This window comes from Flavobacterium muglaense, assembly GCF_014305155.1.
Lineage (GTDB): Bacteria > Bacteroidota > Bacteroidia > Flavobacteriales > Flavobacteriaceae > Flavobacterium > Flavobacterium muglaense.
This window is the reverse complement of the sequence record NZ_JACRUK010000008.1, coordinates 85811-106712: the sequence shown is the minus strand read 5'-3', so window position 1 is coordinate 106712 and position 20902 is coordinate 85811. Positions and strand designations below refer to the sequence as shown.

Annotated in this window: 18 protein-coding genes; 16 read left to right on the top strand and 2 right to left on the bottom strand. The window is 33.8% G+C overall.

The window, feature by feature from the left end:
- Positions 1–104 precede the first annotated feature (104 nt).
- The 6 genes from H8R24_RS05770 to H8R24_RS05745 all read left to right on the top strand — a co-directional run bounded on the left by H8R24_RS05770 (position 105) and on the right by H8R24_RS05745 (position 5289).
- Complete coding sequence (locus H8R24_RS05770; protein WP_187017525.1) at positions 105–305, top strand: hypothetical protein; 201 nt, start codon at positions 105–107, stop codon at positions 303–305.
- A 106-nt stretch (positions 306–411) separates the two neighbouring features.
- A complete protein-coding gene (locus H8R24_RS05765; protein WP_187017526.1) occupies positions 412–1419 on the top strand; it encodes a hypothetical protein in 1008 nt (335 codons plus the stop codon).
- A gap of 187 nt (positions 1420–1606) precedes the next feature.
- Positions 1607–2362 (top strand): hypothetical protein, encoded by a 756-nt coding sequence (locus tag H8R24_RS05760; RefSeq protein WP_187017527.1) that lies wholly within the window; start codon positions 1607–1609, stop codon positions 2360–2362.
- A 138-nt stretch (positions 2363–2500) separates the two neighbouring features.
- Positions 2501–3334 (top strand): hypothetical protein, encoded by an 834-nt coding sequence (locus H8R24_RS05755; protein WP_187017528.1) that lies wholly within the window; start codon positions 2501–2503, stop codon positions 3332–3334.
- Between the two features lie 231 nt (positions 3335–3565).
- The gene (locus tag H8R24_RS05750) at positions 3566–4873 is read left to right on the top strand and encodes a phosphatase PAP2 family protein (protein WP_187017529.1); all 1308 of its coding nucleotides are present in this window, start codon (positions 3566–3568) and stop codon (positions 4871–4873) included.
- Complete coding sequence (locus H8R24_RS05745; protein WP_187017530.1) at positions 4873–5289, top strand: hypothetical protein; 417 nt, start codon at positions 4873–4875, stop codon at positions 5287–5289. The genes H8R24_RS05750 and H8R24_RS05745 overlap by 1 nt, the downstream gene beginning before the upstream one ends.
- Before the next feature lie 33 nt (positions 5290–5322).
- Here the strand turns inward: H8R24_RS05745 and H8R24_RS05740 are convergent, their stop codons facing one another.
- Together H8R24_RS05740 and H8R24_RS05735 are read right to left on the bottom strand one after the other, a co-directional pair.
- On the bottom strand, positions 5323–5892 hold the full coding sequence (locus H8R24_RS05740) for a 5-formyltetrahydrofolate cyclo-ligase (protein ID WP_187017531.1): 570 nt from the start codon (positions 5890–5892) through the stop codon (positions 5323–5325).
- On the bottom strand, positions 5879–6850 hold the full coding sequence (locus tag H8R24_RS05735) for a succinylglutamate desuccinylase/aspartoacylase family protein (protein WP_187017532.1): 972 nt from the start codon (positions 6848–6850) through the stop codon (positions 5879–5881). Before H8R24_RS05735 ends, H8R24_RS05740 begins: the two co-directional genes overlap by 14 nt.
- A 115-nt stretch (positions 6851–6965) precedes the next feature.
- Here H8R24_RS05735 and H8R24_RS05730 point away from each other — a divergent pair, with 115 nt between their 5' ends.
- The 10 genes from H8R24_RS05730 (at position 6966) to pgi (ending at position 20837) form a co-directional block, all read left to right on the top strand.
- A complete protein-coding gene (locus tag H8R24_RS05730; RefSeq protein WP_187017533.1) occupies positions 6966–8294 on the top strand; it encodes a Fic family protein in 1329 nt (442 codons plus the stop codon).
- A 75-nt stretch (positions 8295–8369) separates the two neighbouring features.
- A complete protein-coding gene (uvrC, locus tag H8R24_RS05725; RefSeq protein WP_187017534.1) occupies positions 8370–10169 on the top strand; it encodes an excinuclease ABC subunit UvrC in 1800 nt (599 codons plus the stop codon).
- A 4-nt stretch (positions 10170–10173) separates the two neighbouring features.
- Positions 10174–10674 (top strand): XAC2610-related protein, encoded by a 501-nt coding sequence (locus H8R24_RS05720; protein WP_187017535.1) that lies wholly within the window; start codon positions 10174–10176, stop codon positions 10672–10674.
- Positions 10675–10746: 72 nt separating this feature from the next.
- Complete coding sequence (locus H8R24_RS05715) at positions 10747–13032, top strand: patatin-like phospholipase family protein (protein WP_187017536.1); 2286 nt, start codon at positions 10747–10749, stop codon at positions 13030–13032.
- A gap of 184 nt (positions 13033–13216) precedes the next feature.
- Positions 13217–14374 carry a homogentisate 1,2-dioxygenase gene (locus tag H8R24_RS05710; protein ID WP_187017537.1) on the top strand — a complete coding sequence of 386 codons (1158 nt, stop codon included), beginning with the start codon at positions 13217–13219 and terminating at the stop codon, positions 14372–14374.
- 209 nt (positions 14375–14583) lie between these two features.
- Entirely contained in the window at positions 14584–15744 is a 1161-nt protein-coding gene (hppD, locus tag H8R24_RS05705) for a 4-hydroxyphenylpyruvate dioxygenase (protein WP_187017538.1), read from the top strand.
- Positions 15745–16036: 292 nt separating this feature from the next.
- The gene (locus H8R24_RS05700) at positions 16037–16807 is read left to right on the top strand and encodes a DUF3108 domain-containing protein (RefSeq protein ID WP_187017539.1); all 771 of its coding nucleotides are present in this window, start codon (positions 16037–16039) and stop codon (positions 16805–16807) included.
- Positions 16807–17736: a tryptophan 2,3-dioxygenase family protein gene (locus tag H8R24_RS05695; protein ID WP_187017540.1), complete on the top strand. Its 930-nt coding sequence runs from the start codon at positions 16807–16809 to the stop codon at positions 17734–17736. Before H8R24_RS05700 ends, H8R24_RS05695 begins: the two co-directional genes overlap by 1 nt.
- Before the next feature lie 31 nt (positions 17737–17767).
- Positions 17768–19000 carry a peptidoglycan DD-metalloendopeptidase family protein gene (locus tag H8R24_RS05690; RefSeq protein ID WP_187017541.1) on the top strand — a complete coding sequence of 411 codons (1233 nt, stop codon included), beginning with the start codon at positions 17768–17770 and terminating at the stop codon, positions 18998–19000.
- Between the two features lie 193 nt (positions 19001–19193).
- Positions 19194–20837, top strand: coding sequence for a glucose-6-phosphate isomerase (gene pgi, locus H8R24_RS05685; protein ID WP_187017542.1), 1644 nt, complete (start codon positions 19194–19196; stop codon positions 20835–20837).
- Positions 20838–20902: the final 65 nt, after the last annotated feature.

Here is a 20902-nt window from a genome sequence, read left to right as displayed (position 1 = left end):
CTAATTATTAAGATGATGAAGCATAAACACATTGGATTACAAATAATTAAAATAAGTACATAACTTTACACCTCTAAATATTAATTAGTATTAATACTTTTAATATGGGAGCTGGCGGACAATCAACCATGGATTATAATGTACTTACTGGTGATGTTAGTTTTGTTGAAGTAAACACTATGATTGATAGTATGCCAAGTACTTTGACGAAAAAAGTTTTAAAATTAAAACATCAAATAGTGTTCAGCAAAGATGATCCCGAAACTGTTTTGGATAGTATTTTTAGTATGGATCAAGGAGAATGATAAGATAAAATGGCATAAGGCATTTAAGTTTTTTACAATAAAATAAGAGCTGCCAAAATTAGATCCAATATTTGGATCATTAACACACTTAAAATACATACAACTGATGCTTTATGATAATCCAAAATTAAAATCAAATACGGGGAAAAGTCAATTGAATTCCTTAGCTGTAAAACTAATTTTAGTATTTGTGTTGTTTGCTGTAAACATACAACAAACAGTTGCGCAAAAACAACAAGACCTAGTTGGTTTTTATAAGTTACGCGGCGGTTCCCATTATTTGAAGGCCGATAGTACTTTTGTAATTATAGGATATGCTACTTTGATAACAGGTAAATGGGCCTTAAAGAAGCAAGGCGAAGTTATATTTACCCCAGATCGTCCTGAGGAATCATTTTATATTTATGGGAGGCATGATAAAAAATTAAAAAGCGAATCAAAATTCATGCTGTCAAATGGCCTAGGGGAAGAAGAGACATTTATAAAAGTTGGCGCTTTAGATAACAAAACGCCTCAATTAAAGCGAATTTTTCAAAAAAACAATCACTGTTTCAAATACCCAGAAATTTATAATACAAAACAAAAGGGGGATACAATTTCGCTATCGTCCATTCCTTACGGCAGTCAGGCAGAAAAATCACTACCAACGATATATACTTTTTACAATGCGAATCATTACAATGATTTTATTGTAATTCATTATAAACAAGATTACAAATACGAACCTTTCTCGTATTTTTTTAAAGACAATATCCTTTATTATGGTGATCACGGCGGAAAAAAAGAAGATTTAAAAGAGTATTTAAAAGAATCTAGTTTTTCAGGAATATCAAAAACAGTTTTTAGTCCCGAAGAAATACTAATTACACCTCTATATAAAGACTATGAAATTGATGATAAAGAACTTTTTAATGCTCAATATTCTTTTCAAGAAAGTAAAAATGCTTTTATAGATAAATTCAATTATGTTGAAAATGAAGAAAATACCAGCGATTATGAATATAATAACACCAATATTTTAAATCAATATAAAAGGATTGATTCCTATATTAAGTTTGATAAAAAATTCAACATTGATGAAAAAGCGATTTTTATTTACGATTGTGATAAATGATTTTTTGACTTCACTATTAATTTAAAATCAAGTTTCAAAGATAACTTTGGAAATTCAATTATATCAGAGCGAAAAAGATTTTATGAAGAGTCAAAATACAAAGAATTAAAATAATTTCTTCTAGCGGTGAGCTAGCAGAATTGATAAGCAATACTATCAAAACATCACGTAAAACAGAATAAATAGTATGAAGAAATACTTGTTTTTTACAGGAGCAATTTTAGCTCTATTTGGAAATTATAGTTGTAATGGATTAAATAAAGATACAGTGTCAACCTCCGTAGAGCATAATTTAGAAGGCGAAAGGAAGGACTCTGAAGAAATCATGACAACAAGCGAGGCTGCAAATAATATATCCGATTTTATGCCAAAAGGCTATGTTGTTTATGACACGGTTTATGGTGATTTGAATAAAGACGGTATAGAAGATTGTCTTTTAATTATTAAAGGAATAGACATGAAAAACATCGTTAAAGATGAATATCGAGGTGAATTGGACCGTAATCGAAGAGGGATTATTGTTTTGTTTAAGATAAAAGGCAATTATCAATTGGCTGTCAAAAATTATGATTGTTTTTCTTCAGAAAACGAAGAGGGGGGCAATTATTATGCACCAGAACTAGGCGTTGAAATAAAAAAAGGAAATTTATACATATCCTATGCTCACGGAAGATATGGTTATTGGAGCTATACCTTTAGATTTCAAAATTCAGATTTTGAACTTATTGGATATGATGACAGCAATAATACAGGGCCAATAGTAGACAGTGAAACAAGCATCAATTTTTTAATTAAAAAGCAGGTGTCGAAAGTGAATACGAACGAAGATATAGAAGAAGGGGGTGATGAGATTTTTGAGGAAACCGTGACAAAGATTAAAAGAAGTAAACTAATTAAATTATCTGAAATTAAAGATTTTGACGAGCTTGATGTTACTGAATAGTAATTGAAAAAAAAGTACTCAGGTTGCTTCGGTTTAATACGATGTTGCAGTGCATTTTAAAATAAGGATCGAAGGAGAAAAACAATTCCAAATGACATTTTCAATAGCTTGTAAAGTAGAGATAAAAAAATAAAAAAGATGGTTAAAAAACGAAGTAAACATATTGTAAACAGTGTAATAGTTCTAGTATTATTGCTCTGTTTTTCTTGTAAGGAGTCAAAAAAGAAAACCATTACTATAAATCCTCCTAAAAAAATTGTTGAAAATCAAACTACCCCCGAAGTTGTTGCAGAAGCTGAAACTGCTCAAAGTGAACCCGATTTGTTTGCTATATTGTTGCCAAATTCATATCGGATAGTAGATAATGATGATCCCACAAAGGAATTAAATACCGATTGGTTTGATTTGTTTGAAAAGGATGGGAATTTCTTTATTGAAAAAGCAAAATACACTATTTCAAAAGGTTATGACGAGTGTGTAGGGACGGAAACAAAATCCATTGACACAAAAAGAAAAACACTTTTATTGTTAGATTATAAAAAGTTAGTTGTTGGAAAAATCGATCATCTGGCGATTCCCAATCAGTATATTTGGCCTACAGAAAAACAAGAGTTTGTTTTCAATAATCAAAAGTATTCTCTGCGTGCCGAAGGTAGAATAAAAAGTACTGAAAGAATACCGGGTGAAGAAGGTCAAAAGGATCAGTTGTGGCATAATGTTGAAGATTATAAGTTGTTTATAAAAACAGAAACAGCAGCAGAAGAATTGCTGCTTTCTGAAAAAGGTTTTAATGATACGTTTGTGAAACTCCTTTTTGTGGGAGATTTAGACAAAGATGGTAAACTTGATTTTATTTTCGAAGCCAATAGAGACTATGAGGAAGATAGAGTAATTTTATTTTTATCTTCTGAAGCTAAAGGAAATAAAGTAGAAGAAAAAGTATCCGAAATTAGTATTCAACATGACTGTTAAGCGTGTGTAATAGTATTGATTTTGACGCTACATATTTTGAAAATTATAAAAAAAGCGAAGGATAAAGTTTTAAAATTGATTTGTGGTATGATCTGTTAGTTGGTTTAACGACACTAATAAAAAGCCACATAAGTTTTTGATGACGTCTTTTTTACGGTCAGAAGTACAAAAGCAGAATGATAAAAATAGTGATAATAGTATGTAAGGGGCAACGAAGTAGAACTTAAGTTTATGATAGAACAAAATAAAATACAATGGCGTAATGGATTTATTTGGTTGCTAGTGTTAGCTCCTTTATTCTTTATCCTGTATGGCTGGGCAAACGGCTATGCGGCTTTATTACCTAAAGAAAACGTTGGCGAAATTGTATACGATTGGGAAAAACACATTCCCTTTTTACCATCAACCATACTCCCTTATTGGAGTATCGATTTACTGTATGGATTGTCACTGTTTTTACCAATGACTAAGTTTGCTCAACGGCAACATGCATTACGGCTTTTGGTGGCTACTCCTATCGCAGTATTGTTTTTTCTGTTGTTTCCATTAACTTTTTCAACTATAAAGCCGGAATGTTTTGGAGTTTGGAAGTCATTATTTGATGCTTTAATGGGGTTTGATAAGCCGTTTAATCAATCGCCCTCTTTGCATATTATCTTATTGGTTATTTTATGGAGGATCTATTTGCCACATTTTAATAAAGTAGGTAAAGCTATTTGGAATGTTTGGTGTTTTCTCATCGGAGTTTCGGTTTTGACTACCTTTCAGCATCATTTTATAGACATCCCAGCAGGATTTTTGACGGGATTAATAATCTGTTATCTCTTTCCTTTGTCAAAGGCTCATTACTGGAAATGGGGAGAAATTAAATCAAAACGATTAGCAATACTTCATGTAATAGTTGGATTGTTATTTTTTGTTTTGGCATTTTTATGTCCTATTGCTATCGCAGTTATTTTGATTTGGATGGGTATTTCGCTCTTTTTTATTGGACTTGGGTATTTTGGTTTAGGGGCTATTATTTTTCAAAAAAAAGAGAATGGTTCATTTACTTTTGCCGCTACTATTTTATTTTTCCCGTACCGTTGGATATCAAGATTGGTAAGGAATGTATTTTTTAAATCCTATCAATCGCCTCAAAAAATAACAGAGAAGTTGTATTTAGGAGCATTTTGGATGACAAAAAAACAGGATTACCACGCCATTTTTGATGTCTGTTCGGAGTATAAGAAATTAAAGAATAGTAGTCAGAATTACGTAAGTTATCCACTTATTGATTTGGCTGCTCCTACAATTGATGAATTAATAGTAGGCGTAAAAAAACTGGATGAGTTAATTCAAAACAACGAAACTGTTTTTATTCATTGTGCATTAGGAATGTCTCGCAGTGCCACGGTAGTTTTTGCTTGGTTGTTGTACACCCATAAAATAGAGTCCGTTAAAGAAGGTTTTGCTTTTTTTGAGGATAATAAATTTCAATTTAGTTTATCGGGAAAGCATAAAGAGTTATTAGAAACATATTGTAAAAACAGCAATTAATGTCAGATCAGGATTGTAAAGAGTGTCTAGTGGCAGCAATTGTTTTAAAGAAAGTTAGTCTGCTAGGTTTATTGGTATTTATCACAATTCCTACTGTTTGTATAATGGTTCAGGACCATGCTTTCAATACGCTTGAAGAGGTTGTTTTTGTTGTATTTTTATTGACAGGTTTTCTTTTTGGGCTTAGAAGCGGACATTTGAATTTTGATAGTCGTTTGTTGAAAAGTCTGGGTGATAGAACACGGTCGCTTTCAGATGTTGATCAAATAGTTATGCGTTTATTTCGCAAAAACATACAAGGAAAAACAATACAAGTCAGAATTACGTCTTGTTATAAACTGGTAAAAGGTGCTTTTGTCTTGCTGGTGCTACATTTGTTATGTTATGGCGGACTTGTTATATTGCTTCTGTCTTAGCTTGGATCTAATGATTTATTCATTATTTGAGAACTAAAAAGAATGAATATTATCGGGAGTAACACAGTAATCCATTTTTACATCGCCTTCAAATACATCTGTAATTAATGCTTCAGGCTCAAAGAATGAAAGCCCTATTTTAATAACATCGGGCTTGCAATCAGCTAAGAATTTGTCGTAAAATCCTTTTCCGTAGCCTACTCTATTTCCTTTTGTATCATAAGCCAATAGCGGAATAAAAACTACATCTATTTTCTGAGACGGAACTTCAATTCCATCAAGAGGTTCGGGAATATTGTATTCGTTTTTTTTAATTTTGGTGTTGTCTGTCAATAAAAAATGAGTCATCTCGTGAGTTTCAAAATCCGCTTTAGAGATAAGGACTTCTTTGTCTTTTCCGGCAAGTAGATGTAAAATCAATTCGGTGTTAACCTCTTTATGTTCTACTATGGGAAGGAAAATATGGAAATAATTTTTTTCCCAAATAGGTAGTTTAGTTACAGCATTGGCTATAGCCAAACTCTTTTCATCAATAGCACTTTCAGTTAGTGATTTTCTTAGTGTTTTGTATTTTTGACGTAATTCTTTTTTATTTGTTTCCATCGACTAGTGTTTTCGAAATGTGATAAACAGCATCACCTTGATAAACAATTGGTGCATGATTTGCATTGATAATATAGCCATCATTTGGCGCTTTTACCTTGTGTTCAAATTTACCAAAGGGATCAGTAATTATGGCAAGGACGGTGTCTCGTTTTACAAACGCGCCTATATAACCATTGTCGTGCAGTAAACCAGACCATTTGGCCCTAATCCAAGCTGATTTTTCGATATAAATCGTTTTGTTTTCTTGTTTTTCGAGGGTTTGTTTTGGGTCTAACATATCTAAATGGTCCAAAATTCGTTTGACCCCTTGAATACCAGTGTTAGAAACAGAGGTGTTGATGTCTAATGATTTTCCGCCTTCAAAAAGCAGCATTTTTACATTCAATTTTTGGCTTGAATTTCTAAAAGAGCCCGAAATATTTTTAGAGTATAAGGTAAACGGAGCATTAAAAACATCGGCTAGCGTTTTTAATTCGGCATTGTTGGGAGCTAGTCTTATTTGGGGTGCGTTAAATCGGCTTGCACCACCAGCGTGAAAATCGACAGCGTAATCAACAAGCGGCATGATGTCTGTGAGAATGTGATATGCAAAACGACTGGCTAGTGAACCGTTTTTACTTCCGGGAAAAACGCGGTTTAAGTCACGTCCATCAGGGAATTGACGGGACATATTGACAAAACCAAACATATTAACAATAGGGATACAAATGATAGTGCCTCGTTTTGGTTTGTTGATTTTTTTAGTGATAATTTGACGAACAATGTCGACACCATTAATTTCATCGCCGTGAATCCCAGCCGAAAATAGCACAGTAGGGCCATCGATCTTGGAACGAGACACGATGATTGGAATTTTAAGTTTTGCAGTGTTGTGTAATTTTGCAATTTCCATGTCAATGGTTTTGCTTTGTCCCGGTAAAACAGTCTCTCCTAGAATGGTAATTGTACGTCTCATATTGAATTAAAAAGCTAAATGTAGTAATAATTAAATTGATACTGATGAGCTGTTTTTGAATTTGGTTTATGCTAATTTTAAAGTTAAATTTGTTTGAATTAAATTCTTGTTTTAAATGGAAGAGATTGTACATGCATTAAAGCTTAAAAATGAATTAGATGATTTACGTCCAATTGATAAAGCACAAGAACAACGAATAATGCAAAAATTCCGTTTGGATTGGAATTATCATTCAAATCATCTAGAAGGTAATTCGTTGACTTATGGAGAGACAAAGGCATTACTATTATTTGGTATAACTGCGCAAGGCAAGCCTTTGCAAGATCATTTTGAAATCACTGGGCATAACGAAGCTGTTAATTGGGTAATTGATGTAGTGAAAGGGGATTATCCATTAAATGAAAATTTTATTAGGGAGTTGCATACTCTTTTGTTAAAACAATCTTATGAAGTTGATGCAATTACTCCAGATGGTGAACCGACTAAAAAGAGAATAAATGTAGGGAGTTACAAAACATCTCCTAATCATGTGAAAACAAAGACAGGTGAAATATTTTATTTTGCTAGTCCAGAAGAGACTCCTTCTAAAATGACCGATTTAATTAATTGGTATAGAGAGAAATGTGAGAAAAAAGAGGTTAACCCGATTTTTTTAGCGGCTGAATTCCATTATAAATTTATTCGAATCCATCCTTTTGATGACGGAAACGGAAGAACAGCGAGGATTTTAATGAATTTTATTCTGATGAAATTTGATTTACCACCTGTAATAATTAAGACAGAAGACAAAGCTAATTATTTTGCTGTGTTACAACTAGCAGATGCGGGTAATGTTGAAGCTTTTGTCGAATACATTGCCCGAAATTTAGTTTACTCACTTGAAATTATGATTGCTGGTGCAATGGGAGAAAGAATTGAGGAAGAGGATGATTTGGATAAGGAGATTGCATTGTTAGAACAAAGAATTAAGTTTTCAGAAGGTAAAAGTGAAGCTACAAGAAGTAAAGAAGCGATTTTGAGTGTTTATGACAACTCTATAAAAAGATTGTATGAAAAATTCCTAGAAAGTTGTGGAAAATTCGAACATTTTTATGATCTAATTAAAAATAATATTTTTATTAATGATGTTAATTTAAGGACAAATATTTTGCCATTGGGGAGTGATGTAATAGATAAAAATATTCAAGACATTCATTTTGATTATACTTTTAAATTTTTTAATAACGGTATTTGCGATAGATTTAGTCACTTTAGCATATTGCATATTAAATTTGAATTAAATAAATATGTAATTTACGGTAGTGGTATTATTGGCAATGATAAAATATCTAAAAATTATACAGAAAAGTTGACCGATAAAGAGATTAGTACCATAATAATGTCAGTTTCTCAAAGTCATCTTAAATTCATTGAACAAAAGATAGCTGCAAAAGAGAATTATTAACCAGTGAAAATCTGTAAAATTTGCTTTATCCATGGCTAATTTTAAAATTTAAAATACTAAAAATTGCAGTCAATAATGCAAAACCCAACCCTAGATCTTCAAATACAAACCTTGCCTGATGGACCAGGTGTTTATCAATATTACGACAAGGACGGGAAAATATTGTATGTAGGTAAAGCCAAAAATTTAAAGAAAAGAGTTTCTTCTTATTTCAATAAAATTCATGATACAGCCAAGACGAATGTATTGGTAAAAAAAATTGTAACCATCAAGCATATTGTGGTTCCTACGGAAACAGATGCACTTTTATTAGAAAACAATCTTATCAAAACCCTGCAACCGCGCTATAATGTATTGCTGCGTGATGATAAAAGTTACCCTTGGATATGCATCAAGAAAGAACCTTTCTCAAGAATATTTGCTACAAGGAGAATGGTTAAAGATGGGTCGGAATATTTTGGACCATATACCAGTTTCAAGACGGTCAACACCATTTTAGAATTAATAAAAGAATTGTACCCCTTGCGTACGTGTAATTATGATTTGAGCGCATCGAATATTGACAGCGGAAAATTTAAAGTTTGCCTAGAATATCATATTGGGAATTGCAAAGGACCTTGTGAAGGGTATGAAAGTTTAGAAAATTATCAAAAGCAAGTTGATGCAATTCGCGAAATTCTAAAAGGGAATTTCAAGGAAAGCATGAAGGATTTTAAACGTGTTATGATTGATTTGGCACAAGATATGCACTTTGAAGAAGCCCAAAAAATAAAAGAAAAAATTGAAGTTCTTGAAAATTATCAATCGCGTTCTACAATTGTAAATCCAAAAATCACCAATATCGATGTGTTCTCCATTGTTTCTGATGAGGCTGCGGCTTATGTCAATTTTCTACAAATTTCCCACGGTTCGATTATTCGGTCGCATACTATGGAAATCAAGAAAAAACTGGAAGAAACGGATGAAGAGTTGCTAGAGTTAGCCATAATAGAGTTGAGAGAGCGTTTTCAATTGCTTTCAAGGGAAATTATTGTTCCTTTTTTGGTAGATTTAGGCGAGAATTTAAAGGTTACTGTGCCACAGCTGGGTGATAAGAGACAGATACTAGATTTGTCTATTCGAAATGCTAAGTTTTATAGAATTGAGCAGTTAAAACAGTTGCAAATTGTAGATCCAGATCGCCATACTAACAGAATTATGGCACAAATGCAAAAGGACCTGCGCTTGCCTGTGGAGCCAAGACATATTGAATGTTTTGATAACTCTAATATCCAAGGGACAAATCCCGTGGCAGCTTGTGTGGTTTTTAAAGATGGGAAACCCAGTAAAAAGGATTATCGCCATTTTAATATAAAAACAGTCGAAGGACCAGATGATTTTGCTTCGATGGAAGAGGTGGTGTACCGCCGTTACAAACGATTATTGGATGAAAAGCAACCATTACCTAATTTAATTATTATTGATGGTGGAAAAGGGCAATTATCGTCGGCATTAAAGAGTTTAGATGCGTTGGAATTACGAGGAAAAATAGCCATTATAGGTATTGCAAAACGCTTGGAAGAGCTGTTTTATCCCGGAGATTCTATTCCTTTATATTTAGATAAAAAATCCGAAACCTTAAAAGTAATTCAGCAATTGCGTAACGAAGCGCACCGTTTTGGAATTACACACCATCGAGATAAACGAAGTAAAGCGGCCTTAAATTCGTCTATAGAATCGATTCCTGGAATTGGCGAAAAAACGATGTTGTCGTTGATTCAGCATTTTAAAAGTGTGAAAAGATTGAAATTAGCTTCAGAAAAAGACATAACGGAGGTTGTAGGGCTGTCAAAAGCCAAAAAAATTGTCGACTTTTACAATAATAATAAAGCGTAATACTATGAAATCGTTATTTTTATTTAGTTTTCTGTTTTTTTCGTTTTATTGTTACAGTAAAAAAAGTATTACATTTCATCAAAAAAATAAAATACAAATTCTAATAAAGCCAGTTAATAATTTTGAAAAAATTGAAATTAGTACTTCAAAAAATCATAAAACACAAATAATTGATAGCATTCAAACTTCGATAACCGGTAAGGAAATGCATTTGGAAGTAGCAGATTACAATTTTGATGGGTACCAAGATTTTGCATGTTACAGAACGGATGACGGAATGGGTGTGTATACCATTTACCAAATATTTTTGTATGAAAGGATTAATGAGCAATTTAAATTGTTGCAAATCCCCTCTGTTTATAATCCAAATTGTGACGAGTTTTGTGATATTAAAATTGATAAAAAAAACAAAACCATGCAGTCCTCTTGTCAAGCTGGAGCCCGATGGCATGTTGATATTTGGAAATTTGATAAAAACAACAAATTACTATTAGCAAAAAAATAGTTTTTTTAAGCATACTAATATTTAGATTTCAGTAACAATACTGATTTTTACTAAATTGATTCAAAATTATATATGAGCCAAATTCAATTGTGTTATTCGAATATTTTTCAAAAAAAATTTGTTGCTAATGCCTCTTTTGGTTTTGGAGGATGGTTTTTGTTTTTTTTATTTGGCTTTTCACAAAATTCATTTTCTCAAGACACTGTTAAAACAGCAATACAGCATCGTCCAAAAGTAGGTCTGGTTTTAAGTGGAGGAGGTGCAAAAGGTTTTGCTCACATAGGTGTATTAAAAGTATTGGAAGAAGCGGGTGTGAAAATTGATTTTATAGGCGGAACCAGTATGGGATCAGTTGTAGGAGGCTTGTATGCCTCTGGTTACAATGCGGCACAGATTGATTCTATTTTTCAAACAACAAATTTTGATGATTTAATTAATGACTTTATACCTCGATCTTCTAAGAATTTTTATGAAAAAAGAAATGACGAATTGTATGCCGTAGTGCTGCCTTTTGATCGTTTTAGAATAGGGATTCCTGAGGCACTCTCTAAGGGGATGTACAATTTTAACTTACTAAGTAATATTACAAGAAATGTGAGGCATGTACGCGATTTTAATCAATTGCCTATTCCGTTTTTATGCATTGGTTCTAATATTGAAACGGGTAAGCAAGTGATATTAGACAAGGGTAATCTGGCTCTGGCAATGATTGCAAGTTCGGCATTTCCATCGTTGTTCTCGCCTGTCGAAATTGATGGGCAACTGCTAGTAGATGGTGGAGTAATAAATAATTATCCAATAGATGAAATCAGGAAATTAGGTGCTGATATCATTATTGGTGTCGATGTGCAAGATGATTTGCGCGATAGAAAATCCCTGAAAGACGCCACTAAAATCTTGGTGCAGATCACTAATTTGCATTCGATAGAAAAAATGAAACTGAATATCGAGAAAACAGACATCTACATTAAACCAGACATTAAGGATTATGGTGTGATTTCATTTGACAAGGGAACAGAGATTATTAAAAAGGGAGAAGATGCAACTTTTGCGGTCTATGAAAAAATAAAAGTGCTGGGAGAAGGAACTCATTTTTACACTAAACCAAAGTTGAAAATCGCATCAGATACGCTACAAATACGAAATGTCAACAGCAATGAGTTGGATAATTTTACCAAAGATTACGTTTTAGGAAAGCTTCGTTTTAAAGCAGGATCAACAATAACCTATCAACAATTACAAAAAGGAATCAATAATATCAATGCTACAAATAACTTTAGTGTAATCAATTATGCGTTCGAACCAAATAATGGAGGAGATGATCTAAACCTGAATTTGCGAGAAAACCCAATAAAAACCTATTTGAAGTTTGGGTTGCATTATGACGATTTGTATAAAAGTGGTGTTTTAGTTAATTTCACTCGTAAAAAAACATTGTTCAAGAATGATATCGCTTCTTTAGATATCGTTTTGGGTGATAATTTCAGGTATGACTTAGATTATTATGTAGAGAATGGTTACAATTTAAGTTTAGGGTTTAAGTCTAATTTTAATCAGTTCAGTCGTAATCTGCCGGGCGAAGTGAGCGGTTTAGATTATGTTGCTTTAGGAATAAATTCCATTTTTGTCGATTTTTCAGATCTAAGTAGTCAAGCTTATTTTCAATCTTTATTTGTTCAGAAATTTTTAATAGGTGGTGGAGTAGAGTATAAATATTTAAAAATAAAATCGACCACTATTGCAAATGCAAACCCTATAATTGACAAAAGTAGTTATTTTAGTGGGTTTGGGTACATGCGTTATGACTCTTTTGACAATAAGGATTTCCCTAGAAAAGGGTGGTATTTCTCCGGAGATATTCATTCGTACTTTCAATCATCGGATTATACCAATAAATTCAAACCATTTACAATTGCAAAAGCCGACTTTGGAGCTGTTGCGCGCTTGTTTAAAAATGCGACTTTAAAAATTCAAACCGAAGCTGGTTTTTCATTTGGCAATGAAAGTGTTCCCTTCTTTAATTTTGTTTTAGGTGGTTATGGTTTTCATCCCGTCAATAATTTCAGGTCATTCTATGGGTATGATTTTCTTAGCGTGAGCGGGAATAGTTATATAAAATCCACGGGAACCATCGATTACGAGTTTTATAAAAAGAACCATTTGAACTTTTCAGCCAATTTTGCAAACGTAGGAAATAACATTTTCGAATCAGTTGATTGGGTGTCGATACCTAAATATTCGGGCTATGCAGTAGGTTATGGTTTAGAAACTGTTGTTGGTCCGCTAGAAGTTAAATATTCATGGTCGCCAGAAAACGCCAAGGGCTATACTTGGTTTACCATTGGTTTTTTATTTTAAATATAATCTATTTCAATAATAATTCCGATATTTGTTATAATGAAAACAAAATGGACCGGTTTATTAGAATATTTGCAATTCCTTATCAAGAGAAATCCTGAATAGGGCACTTTTTTTTGATTTAGAATAACAAATTACAAAGCCTTTATCGCTTTATTTAATTACACTTTTAAACAAAAAAAACATGCCATTATATCATAAACTAGGGACATTCCCTCAAAAAAGACACGTACAGTTTGAAAAACCCAATGGTGGTTTTTACTACGAACAGCTGTTTGGTACCGAAGGTTTTCATGGCCACGCGTCATTGTCATATCATGTACACAGGCCCACTCAGGTCAAAGAAATCTTAAAGTCGTATTCGGTAGAACCAAAAATCGCTATTGGAAAAAACATTAAATCCTTATTATTAAAAGGATTTGAGTTAAAACCAGCCGACGATTTCTTAGAAAGCCGCAAACCCATGTTAGTCAATAAAGACTGTGCCATAGGTCTTGCTGCACCTAGAAAATCACTAACCGAATATTTCTATAAAAATGCCGATGCCGATGAGATGATTTTCATCCATAAAGGAAAAGGGAAACTACGCACTATGTTAGGGAATATCCCGTTTGAATACGGCGATTACCTGATTATCCCACGCGGAATCATTTACCAAATTCAGTTTGACACTGAGGATAATCGCTTGTTTTACGTCGAGTCGTTTGCTCCTTTTTATACTCCAAAACGCTATAAAAACGAGTCGGGTCAACATTTAGAGCATTCGCCGTTTTGCGAACGCGATTTTATCTTGCCAAATGAATTAGAAACCCACGATGAAAAAGGCGACTTTTTAATCAAAATCAAAAAAGAAGGAATGATGCACGAAGTGGTTTATGCTACGCATCCTTTTGACGTCATAGGTTGGGACGGATACAATTTTCCATACGGATTTAGCATTCACAATTTCGAACCTATAACTGGACGCGTTCACCAACCGCCACCAGTCCACCAAACGTTTGAGACGGCAACTTTTGTAGTCTGTTCATTCGTGCCAAGACTGTACGATTACCACCCAAAATCTGTTCCAGCACCGTACAATCACAGTAATATTGATAGTGATGAAGTACTTTATTACGTAGATGGCGATTTCATGAGCCGTAATAATATCGAGCAAGGACACATCACATTGCACCCCAAAGGGATTCCGCATGGACCAGCGCCAGGAGCAATGGAGCGCAGTCTTGGCCACACCGGTACGGAGGAATTGGCTGTCATGGTCGATACATTTCGTCCTTTAATGGTTACCGAGGAGGCTATGGGGCTGGACGATGGTCAGTACTACAAATCTTGGGTAGAGTAACAATTTCCTGAGTAGAGGCGGGAGCTATTTCCTGCTGTTCGCTATATCTTTATGTTTTTAAAGAAAAAACATAAAGGATGCCGCTACCATCAGGGCTAGCGTTAAGTGTAATTAATGCACAAATTTTAATTTAGAAAAAATCAGTGAAAATCAGTTTGATCCGCATTATCTGCGTTCCAAAATTAGGTTTCACATAAAAAATAAACACAATGGCAAAAGAAGTAAAATCAGTAGAATACGGATTAGAGAAAATATTTGAAGGAGCACAAGATTTCCTTCCGTTATTAGGAACAGATTATGTAGAATTCTACGTAGGAAACGCAAAACAATCCGCACATTATTATAAAACCGCTTTTGGTTACCAATCATTGGCGTATGCCGGACTAGAAACTGGAGTAAGAGACAGAACCTCTTATGTCTTGAAGCAAGATAAAATACGCATTGTGTTAACAACTCCATTAACACAAGATTCTCCTATTCATGAGCACCTTAAAAAACATGGTGACGGAGTAAAAGTAGCAGCCCTATGGGTTGAAGACGCTACATCTGCTTACGAAGAAACGATGAAACGTGGCGCGCGTTCTTTTATGGAACCAACAGTAGAAAAAGACGAGCACGGTGAAGTAGTGCGTTCTGGAATTTATACGTATGGAGAAACAGTGCACATTTTTGTAGAACGTAAAAACTACAATGGTGTTTTCTTGCCAGGGTATAAAGAATGGAAATCGGATTATAATCCAGAAGCAACAGGATTGAAATACATCGACCACATGGTAGGAAATGTAGGTTGGAACGAGATGAATACTTGGGTGAAGTTCTACGAAGAAGTAATGGGGTTTGTAAACTTCTTGTCTTTTGATGATAAACAAATCACAACAGAGTATTCGGCATTAATGAGTAAAGTAATGTCAAACGGAAATGGTAGAATCAAATTTCCAATCAACGAACCAGCCGAAGGAAAGAAAAAATCACAAATTGAAGAATATTTAGACTTCTACGGAGGACCAGGAATACAGCACATTGCCATTGCTACAGATGATATTATTAAAACCGTAAGTCAATTAAGAGCAAGAGGAGTGGAGTTTTTATCAGCGCCGCCACATACGTACTACCAAGCAATCCCAGAACGCTTAGGAGAGCACATGGGCATGATGAAAGAAGATATCAACGAGATCGAAAAATTAGCCATTATGGTAGATGCTGATGAAGATGGGTATTTATTGCAAATATTCACTAAACCAGTGCAAGATAGACCAACCTTGTTTTTTGAAATAATTCAAAGAATGGGAGCTAAAGGCTTTGGTGCTGGTAACTTCAAGGCTTTATTCGAATCAATAGAGAGAGAACAGGAATTGCGAGGAACGCTATAAAAGCTGCTTTTTTTTACATTATGTGAAAAAATAACCGTGGAACCATTTGGGATTATATCAATGTTTTGTTAAACTTTTTTTTTAGTAGAAAGAACTCGATTTGTTCTCTACCTTTGCAGTCGCAAAATGGAAGGGGTGGTTTCCTTCCGATTTGATATAAATTTCATAATTTATAGTTTTTTGGTTAGTTAATAGCATAAAAACTCAGTCATTATTTGACTGAGTTTTTTTGTTTTGATATATTTGGAACAAAATTTGCATTTCCAATCAATAAATAGATAAAAAGTAAATTATGAAAAAGATACTACTGATCTTAATATTGATACTAACTGTGAGTTTTGATTCACGTAATGATGATGCCTACGATGTGGGAGAATGGTTTAAATTTCGCATTCATTATGGTTTTGTAAACGCGGGTTACGCTACACTTGAAGTACAGGACGCTACTGTAAACAATAAAAAAGCTTTTCATGTTATAGGTAAAGGATATACCACTGGTATGTCTCGTTTTTTCTTTAAAGTCGATGATCAATATGAAAGTTACATTGATAAGGAAAGCGGAAACCCATTGCAATTTGTAAGGAAGATAGATGAAGGCGGTTATACTAAAAATCAAGAGGGATTCTTTAATCAATCTGCCAATAGGATTTTAGTAAAAGACTACAAAAACAAGAGCGAGAAAACATTTGTTATCCCAAAAAACAGTCAAGATATCTTATCGGCATTTTATTATTTAAGAAATTATCCTACCATTGACAAAATCAATCCAGGCGAATCTATTAGTATTGATATGTTTTTTGATGATGAAACCACAAAATTTAAGTTAAAGTTTATAGGTCGTCAAGATATTACAACTAAATTTGGGGTTGTGTCTTCTATGGTGTTTAGGCCAATGGTTCAATCGGGCCGCGTTTTTAAAGAACAAGAAAGTGTAACGGTATGGATTTCGGATGATGCGAATAGATTGCCTCTTCGTATTAAAGCAGAATTGGCTGTAGGGTCCATCAAAGCAGATTTAGATGCATTTAAAGGATTAAGCAATTCGTTTAAAATAAAAAAATAATGAACATTAATGACAGTAAAGAAGCTATTTTAAAAGAAATTGAGCTTAAATACGATGCAATAAATCAAAAAACCGAAACGCAACTTGAGGGTTTACTTTGGTCAAAACCAATAACATATTGGGATTATATACAAACGGATGCGCTTTTAAGTTTGCAAACGCAAAGGACTACGCTTCCGGATGAAATGGTTTTTATCATGTACCATCAAGTAAACGAGCTCATCTTTAAGATGATTCTTTGGGAAATGCAACAAATCTGTCATTGCGAAAACATACAAACTTCGTTCTTTACCGAAAGATTAATGCGTGTGACGCGCTACTTTGACATGCTAACCACTTCTTTTAGTATTATGGAGGAAGGAATGGAAGTGGAGCAGTACATGAAATTTAGAAACACCTTGACTCCTGCAAGTGGGTTTCAAAGTGCGCAATATAGATTGATTGAGTTTACTTCGACTGATTTGATAAATCTAATTGATAATCGTTTTAGAAGCAAGATCGACAGGAATACACCTTATGAAAATGCTTTTGAGCATTTGTACTGGCAAGCAGCAGGTAAGGATTACAATACTGGAAAAAAATCGTACCTGTTAGAAGAGTTTGAGCACAAGTACAAAGAAGTGTTTTTAAAACACATGGAAAAATACAATTCTATTAATATTTGGCAAAAGTTCAAACAGCTTCCAGATTCAGATCAAAAAAATCCAGAACTGGTAAAAGCCATGCGTCATTTTGATCATACCGTAAATATTACTTGGGTGATGCAGCATTTAAACGTTGCTATAAAATACATTGATCAAAGCGGTAAAGGAGATGGTGAAGCTACTGGAGGTAGTGACTGGAAAAAATACATGCATCCAAAATACCAAAGAAGAATCTTTTTTCCAGAGCTATGGAGCGAAGATGAATTGGTTAATTGGGGTTTATAAAAGTAAGTTAAATTAGAAAAAAAAATACAGTTTGAAGCAAGTATTCATCATAATCATAGTATTAGCCACGGTACTATCTTGTAATAAATCGACCGACAAATCAGATGTTTTAGGGAAGTCTAAGGCAGTAAAACCAGTTGCAGAAAAGAGTGATTTTGGTTTTAATTATGCTGATTTTAATGTCATTCAAGATACTGTAAAGAATGGAGATACCTTTGGGACTATTATAGAAAAACAAAATATTGGTGATAGAAAGGTTTATGAGATAGTTCAAAGTGTAAAAGATACTTTTGATGTCCGAGTAATAAGACCTAATAAGCCTTATACGATGTTAAGATCCAAAGATAAAAAAAACAAACTACAGGTTTTTATTTACCAGCCGGATGCGATCAATTATTATATTTTTGATTTGAGAGATTCGGTTATTGTAGCGCATAAAAAAACAAGACCCATAACAATTAGACGCAGATCTATAGGAGGAGTTTTGAAAGGGTCATTGTCTGAAACACTTGGTAATGCTAGGGTAGAAGCTGCATTGGCAAATAAAATCACAAAAATATATTCGTGGTCAATTGACTTTTTTAAACTTAAAAAAGGAGATCGATTTGGAATCACTTTTACAGAGCGATACATAAATGATTCTATTTACGATGGAGTTGAGGAACTCGAAGCCTCATTTTTTGAGTATAAAGGAAAGATTATTTATGCGTTCCCATTTGCGCAAAATGAAGCTTCAGGTAAAATTGAGTACTATGATGAAGAGGGGAAAACATTGAAAAACTTCTTTCTAAAAACACCTATTAAATTTAGTCGAATCACCTCTCGATTCACAATGAATAGATTTCATCCGGTGCAACACCGATGGAAAGCACACAAAGGAACCGATTATGCTGCGCCTACAGGAACGCCTATTACCACAACGGCTTCGGGAGTGGTAGAGCAAGCAGGTTATACTGCGGGGAATGGTAATTTTGTAAAAGTAAAACACAATGCAACTTATTCTACTCAGTATTTACACATGTCAAAGATTTTAGTACGTAGAGGGCAGCGTGTCAATCAAGGAGATGTGATCGGTCGAGTAGGAAGTACGGGGCTGGCCACAGGACCACATGTATGTTATCGTTTTTGGAAAAACGGTGTGCAAGTGGATGCTTTAAAACTTAACTTGCCAAATGGAGAGCCAATGTACGGAGCAAATAAAGAACGTTTTTTGAAACAAATAGAACCTTTGAAGTTTAAATTAGATAGTATAGCTAATTTATGATTTCATAACGATTTAAATCTTTTAGGGAGAATAAAACAATTATTAGAGTTGGTTTATTCTCCCTATTTCGTTGTAGGGTGATTTGGTTTTGAGTTTCTCTCAATTTGAAAGACTGCTTAAAAAGGGTTTATCATTTCAATCTAAATTCAGTATTTTTGGTAAAAATATAATTGTAAATAAATAATCTCGATATATGGCACTAAATACAATAAATCCTACCGAAACTAAATCTTGGGAAAAGCTACAGCTTCATTATGCTGAAATGCAAAAAGCGTCTATGAAAGAACTGTTTGCACAAGACAAAACAAGAGCTGAAAAATTCAATATACAATGGAATGATTTTTTAATTGATTATTCTAAAAATATCATCAATCAAGAAACAGTTGATTTGTTATTGAGTTTAGCAAATGAAATTGGGTTAAAAAGCGCAATAGCTGATTATTTTGGTGGAGAAATAATTAATCAAACCGAAAATAGAGCGGTACTGCATACGGCATTAAGAGCCAAAGAAACAGCCGTGATTAACGTAAACGGCGAGAATGTTGTTCCGGAAATTTACGAAGTTAAAGCTAAAATTAAAGCATTTACTGCCGAAGTGATTTCGGGAGCAAGAAAAGGATATACAGGTAAAGCTTTTACAGATGTAGTCAACATAGGAATTGGAGGTTCTGATTTGGGGCCTGCAATGGTGGTTGAAGCGTTACAGTTTTACAACAATCAATTGGGCGTGCATTTTGTGTCTAATGTAGATGGTGATCACGTAAACGAAGTAATTAAAAAATTAGATCCAGAGACTACTCTGTTTGTTATTGTATCGAAGACGTTTACAACGCAAGAAACATTAACAAATTCTGAAACTATCAGGAAATGGTTTTTGCAATCAGCAAAACAAGAGGATGTAGCGAAACACTTTGTTGCCGTTTCCACAAATATTCAAAAAGTATCAGAATTCGGAATAAATCCAGACAATGTTTTTCCAATGTGGGATTGGGTTGGAGGACGTTTTTCTTTATGGAGTGCGGTAGGGCTAACAATAAGTTTGGCTATAGGGTTTGATAATTTTGACGCTTTGTTAGATGGGGCTAATGAAATGGATGATCATTTTAAAACAGCCAATTTTGATGAAAACATGCCGGTTACACTTGCTTTATTAAGTGTGTGGTACAACAATTTCTTTGGTGCCGAAAGTGAAGCTTTGATTCCTTATACACAGTATTTACAAAAATTGGCTCCTTATTTACAGCAAGGAACCATGGAAAGTAACGGAAAAAGTGTGGGTCGTGACGGAAAACCTGTGAACTATCAAACTGGAACAATTATTTGGGGGGAGCCGGGAACCAATGCGCAACATGCTTTCTTTCAATTAATACATCAAGGGACTAAAATCATCCCTTCGGATTTTATAGGATTTGTTAAACCATTGTACGGAGACGAGGATCATCATGATAAGTTAATGTCTAACTTCTTTGCGCAAACCGAAGCTTTGATGCAAGGAAAAGCAGCAGCTCAGGTTCAAGCAGAGTTTGATAAACAAGGACTGGCAGCGGATAAAGCAGCTTTTTTACGACCATTTAAAGTGTTTGCAGGAAACAAGCCTACTAATACAATTCTTATCGATCAATTAACACCTAAGGCTTTAGGCTCTTTAATTGCTTTATACGAGCACAAGATATTTGTTCAAGGGGTGATTTGGAATATTTTTAGTTTTGATCAATGGGGAGTAGAGTTAGGGAAGCAATTAGCTAATTCTATATTGGAAGAAATTAATACTAAGCAAGTTGAGGAGCACGATAGCTCAACTTTGTTTCTTTTGAACCATTTTTTAAAGAATAAATAAAGACAATTTCTTACTATTTGAAATAAAAAAAACTCGATTTTTAGATAAAATCGAGTTTTTTGCTT

Coding starts and splice junctions, on each gene's coding strand:
- H8R24_RS05710 (WP_187017537.1), top strand. CDS start 13,217: ATGCCATTATATCATAAACTAGGGACATTCCCTCAAAAAAGACACGTA.
- uvrC (WP_187017534.1), top strand. CDS start 8,370: ATGCAAAACCCAACCCTAGATCTTCAAATACAAACCTTGCCTGATGGA.
- H8R24_RS05765 (WP_187017526.1), top strand. CDS start 412: ATGCTTTATGATAATCCAAAATTAAAATCAAATACGGGGAAAAGTCAA.
- pgi (WP_187017542.1), top strand. CDS start 19,194: ATGGCACTAAATACAATAAATCCTACCGAAACTAAATCTTGGGAAAAG.
- H8R24_RS05760 (WP_187017527.1), top strand. CDS start 1,607: ATGAAGAAATACTTGTTTTTTACAGGAGCAATTTTAGCTCTATTTGGA.
- H8R24_RS05770 (WP_187017525.1), top strand. CDS start 105: ATGGGAGCTGGCGGACAATCAACCATGGATTATAATGTACTTACTGGT.
- hppD (WP_187017538.1), top strand. CDS start 14,584: ATGGCAAAAGAAGTAAAATCAGTAGAATACGGATTAGAGAAAATATTT.
- H8R24_RS05730 (WP_187017533.1), top strand. CDS start 6,966: ATGGAAGAGATTGTACATGCATTAAAGCTTAAAAATGAATTAGATGAT.
- H8R24_RS05720 (WP_187017535.1), top strand. CDS start 10,174: ATGAAATCGTTATTTTTATTTAGTTTTCTGTTTTTTTCGTTTTATTGT.
- H8R24_RS05745 (WP_187017530.1), top strand. CDS start 4,873: ATGTCAGATCAGGATTGTAAAGAGTGTCTAGTGGCAGCAATTGTTTTA.
- H8R24_RS05695 (WP_187017540.1), top strand. CDS start 16,807: ATGAACATTAATGACAGTAAAGAAGCTATTTTAAAAGAAATTGAGCTT.
- H8R24_RS05750 (WP_187017529.1), top strand. CDS start 3,566: ATGATAGAACAAAATAAAATACAATGGCGTAATGGATTTATTTGGTTG.
- H8R24_RS05740 (WP_187017531.1), bottom strand. CDS start 5,892: ATGGAAACAAATAAAAAAGAATTACGTCAAAAATACAAAACACTAAGA.
- H8R24_RS05755 (WP_187017528.1), top strand. CDS start 2,501: ATGGTTAAAAAACGAAGTAAACATATTGTAAACAGTGTAATAGTTCTA.
- H8R24_RS05715 (WP_187017536.1), top strand. CDS start 10,747: ATGAGCCAAATTCAATTGTGTTATTCGAATATTTTTCAAAAAAAATTT.
- H8R24_RS05700 (WP_187017539.1), top strand. CDS start 16,037: ATGAAAAAGATACTACTGATCTTAATATTGATACTAACTGTGAGTTTT.
- H8R24_RS05735 (WP_187017532.1), bottom strand. CDS start 6,850: ATGAGACGTACAATTACCATTCTAGGAGAGACTGTTTTACCGGGACAA.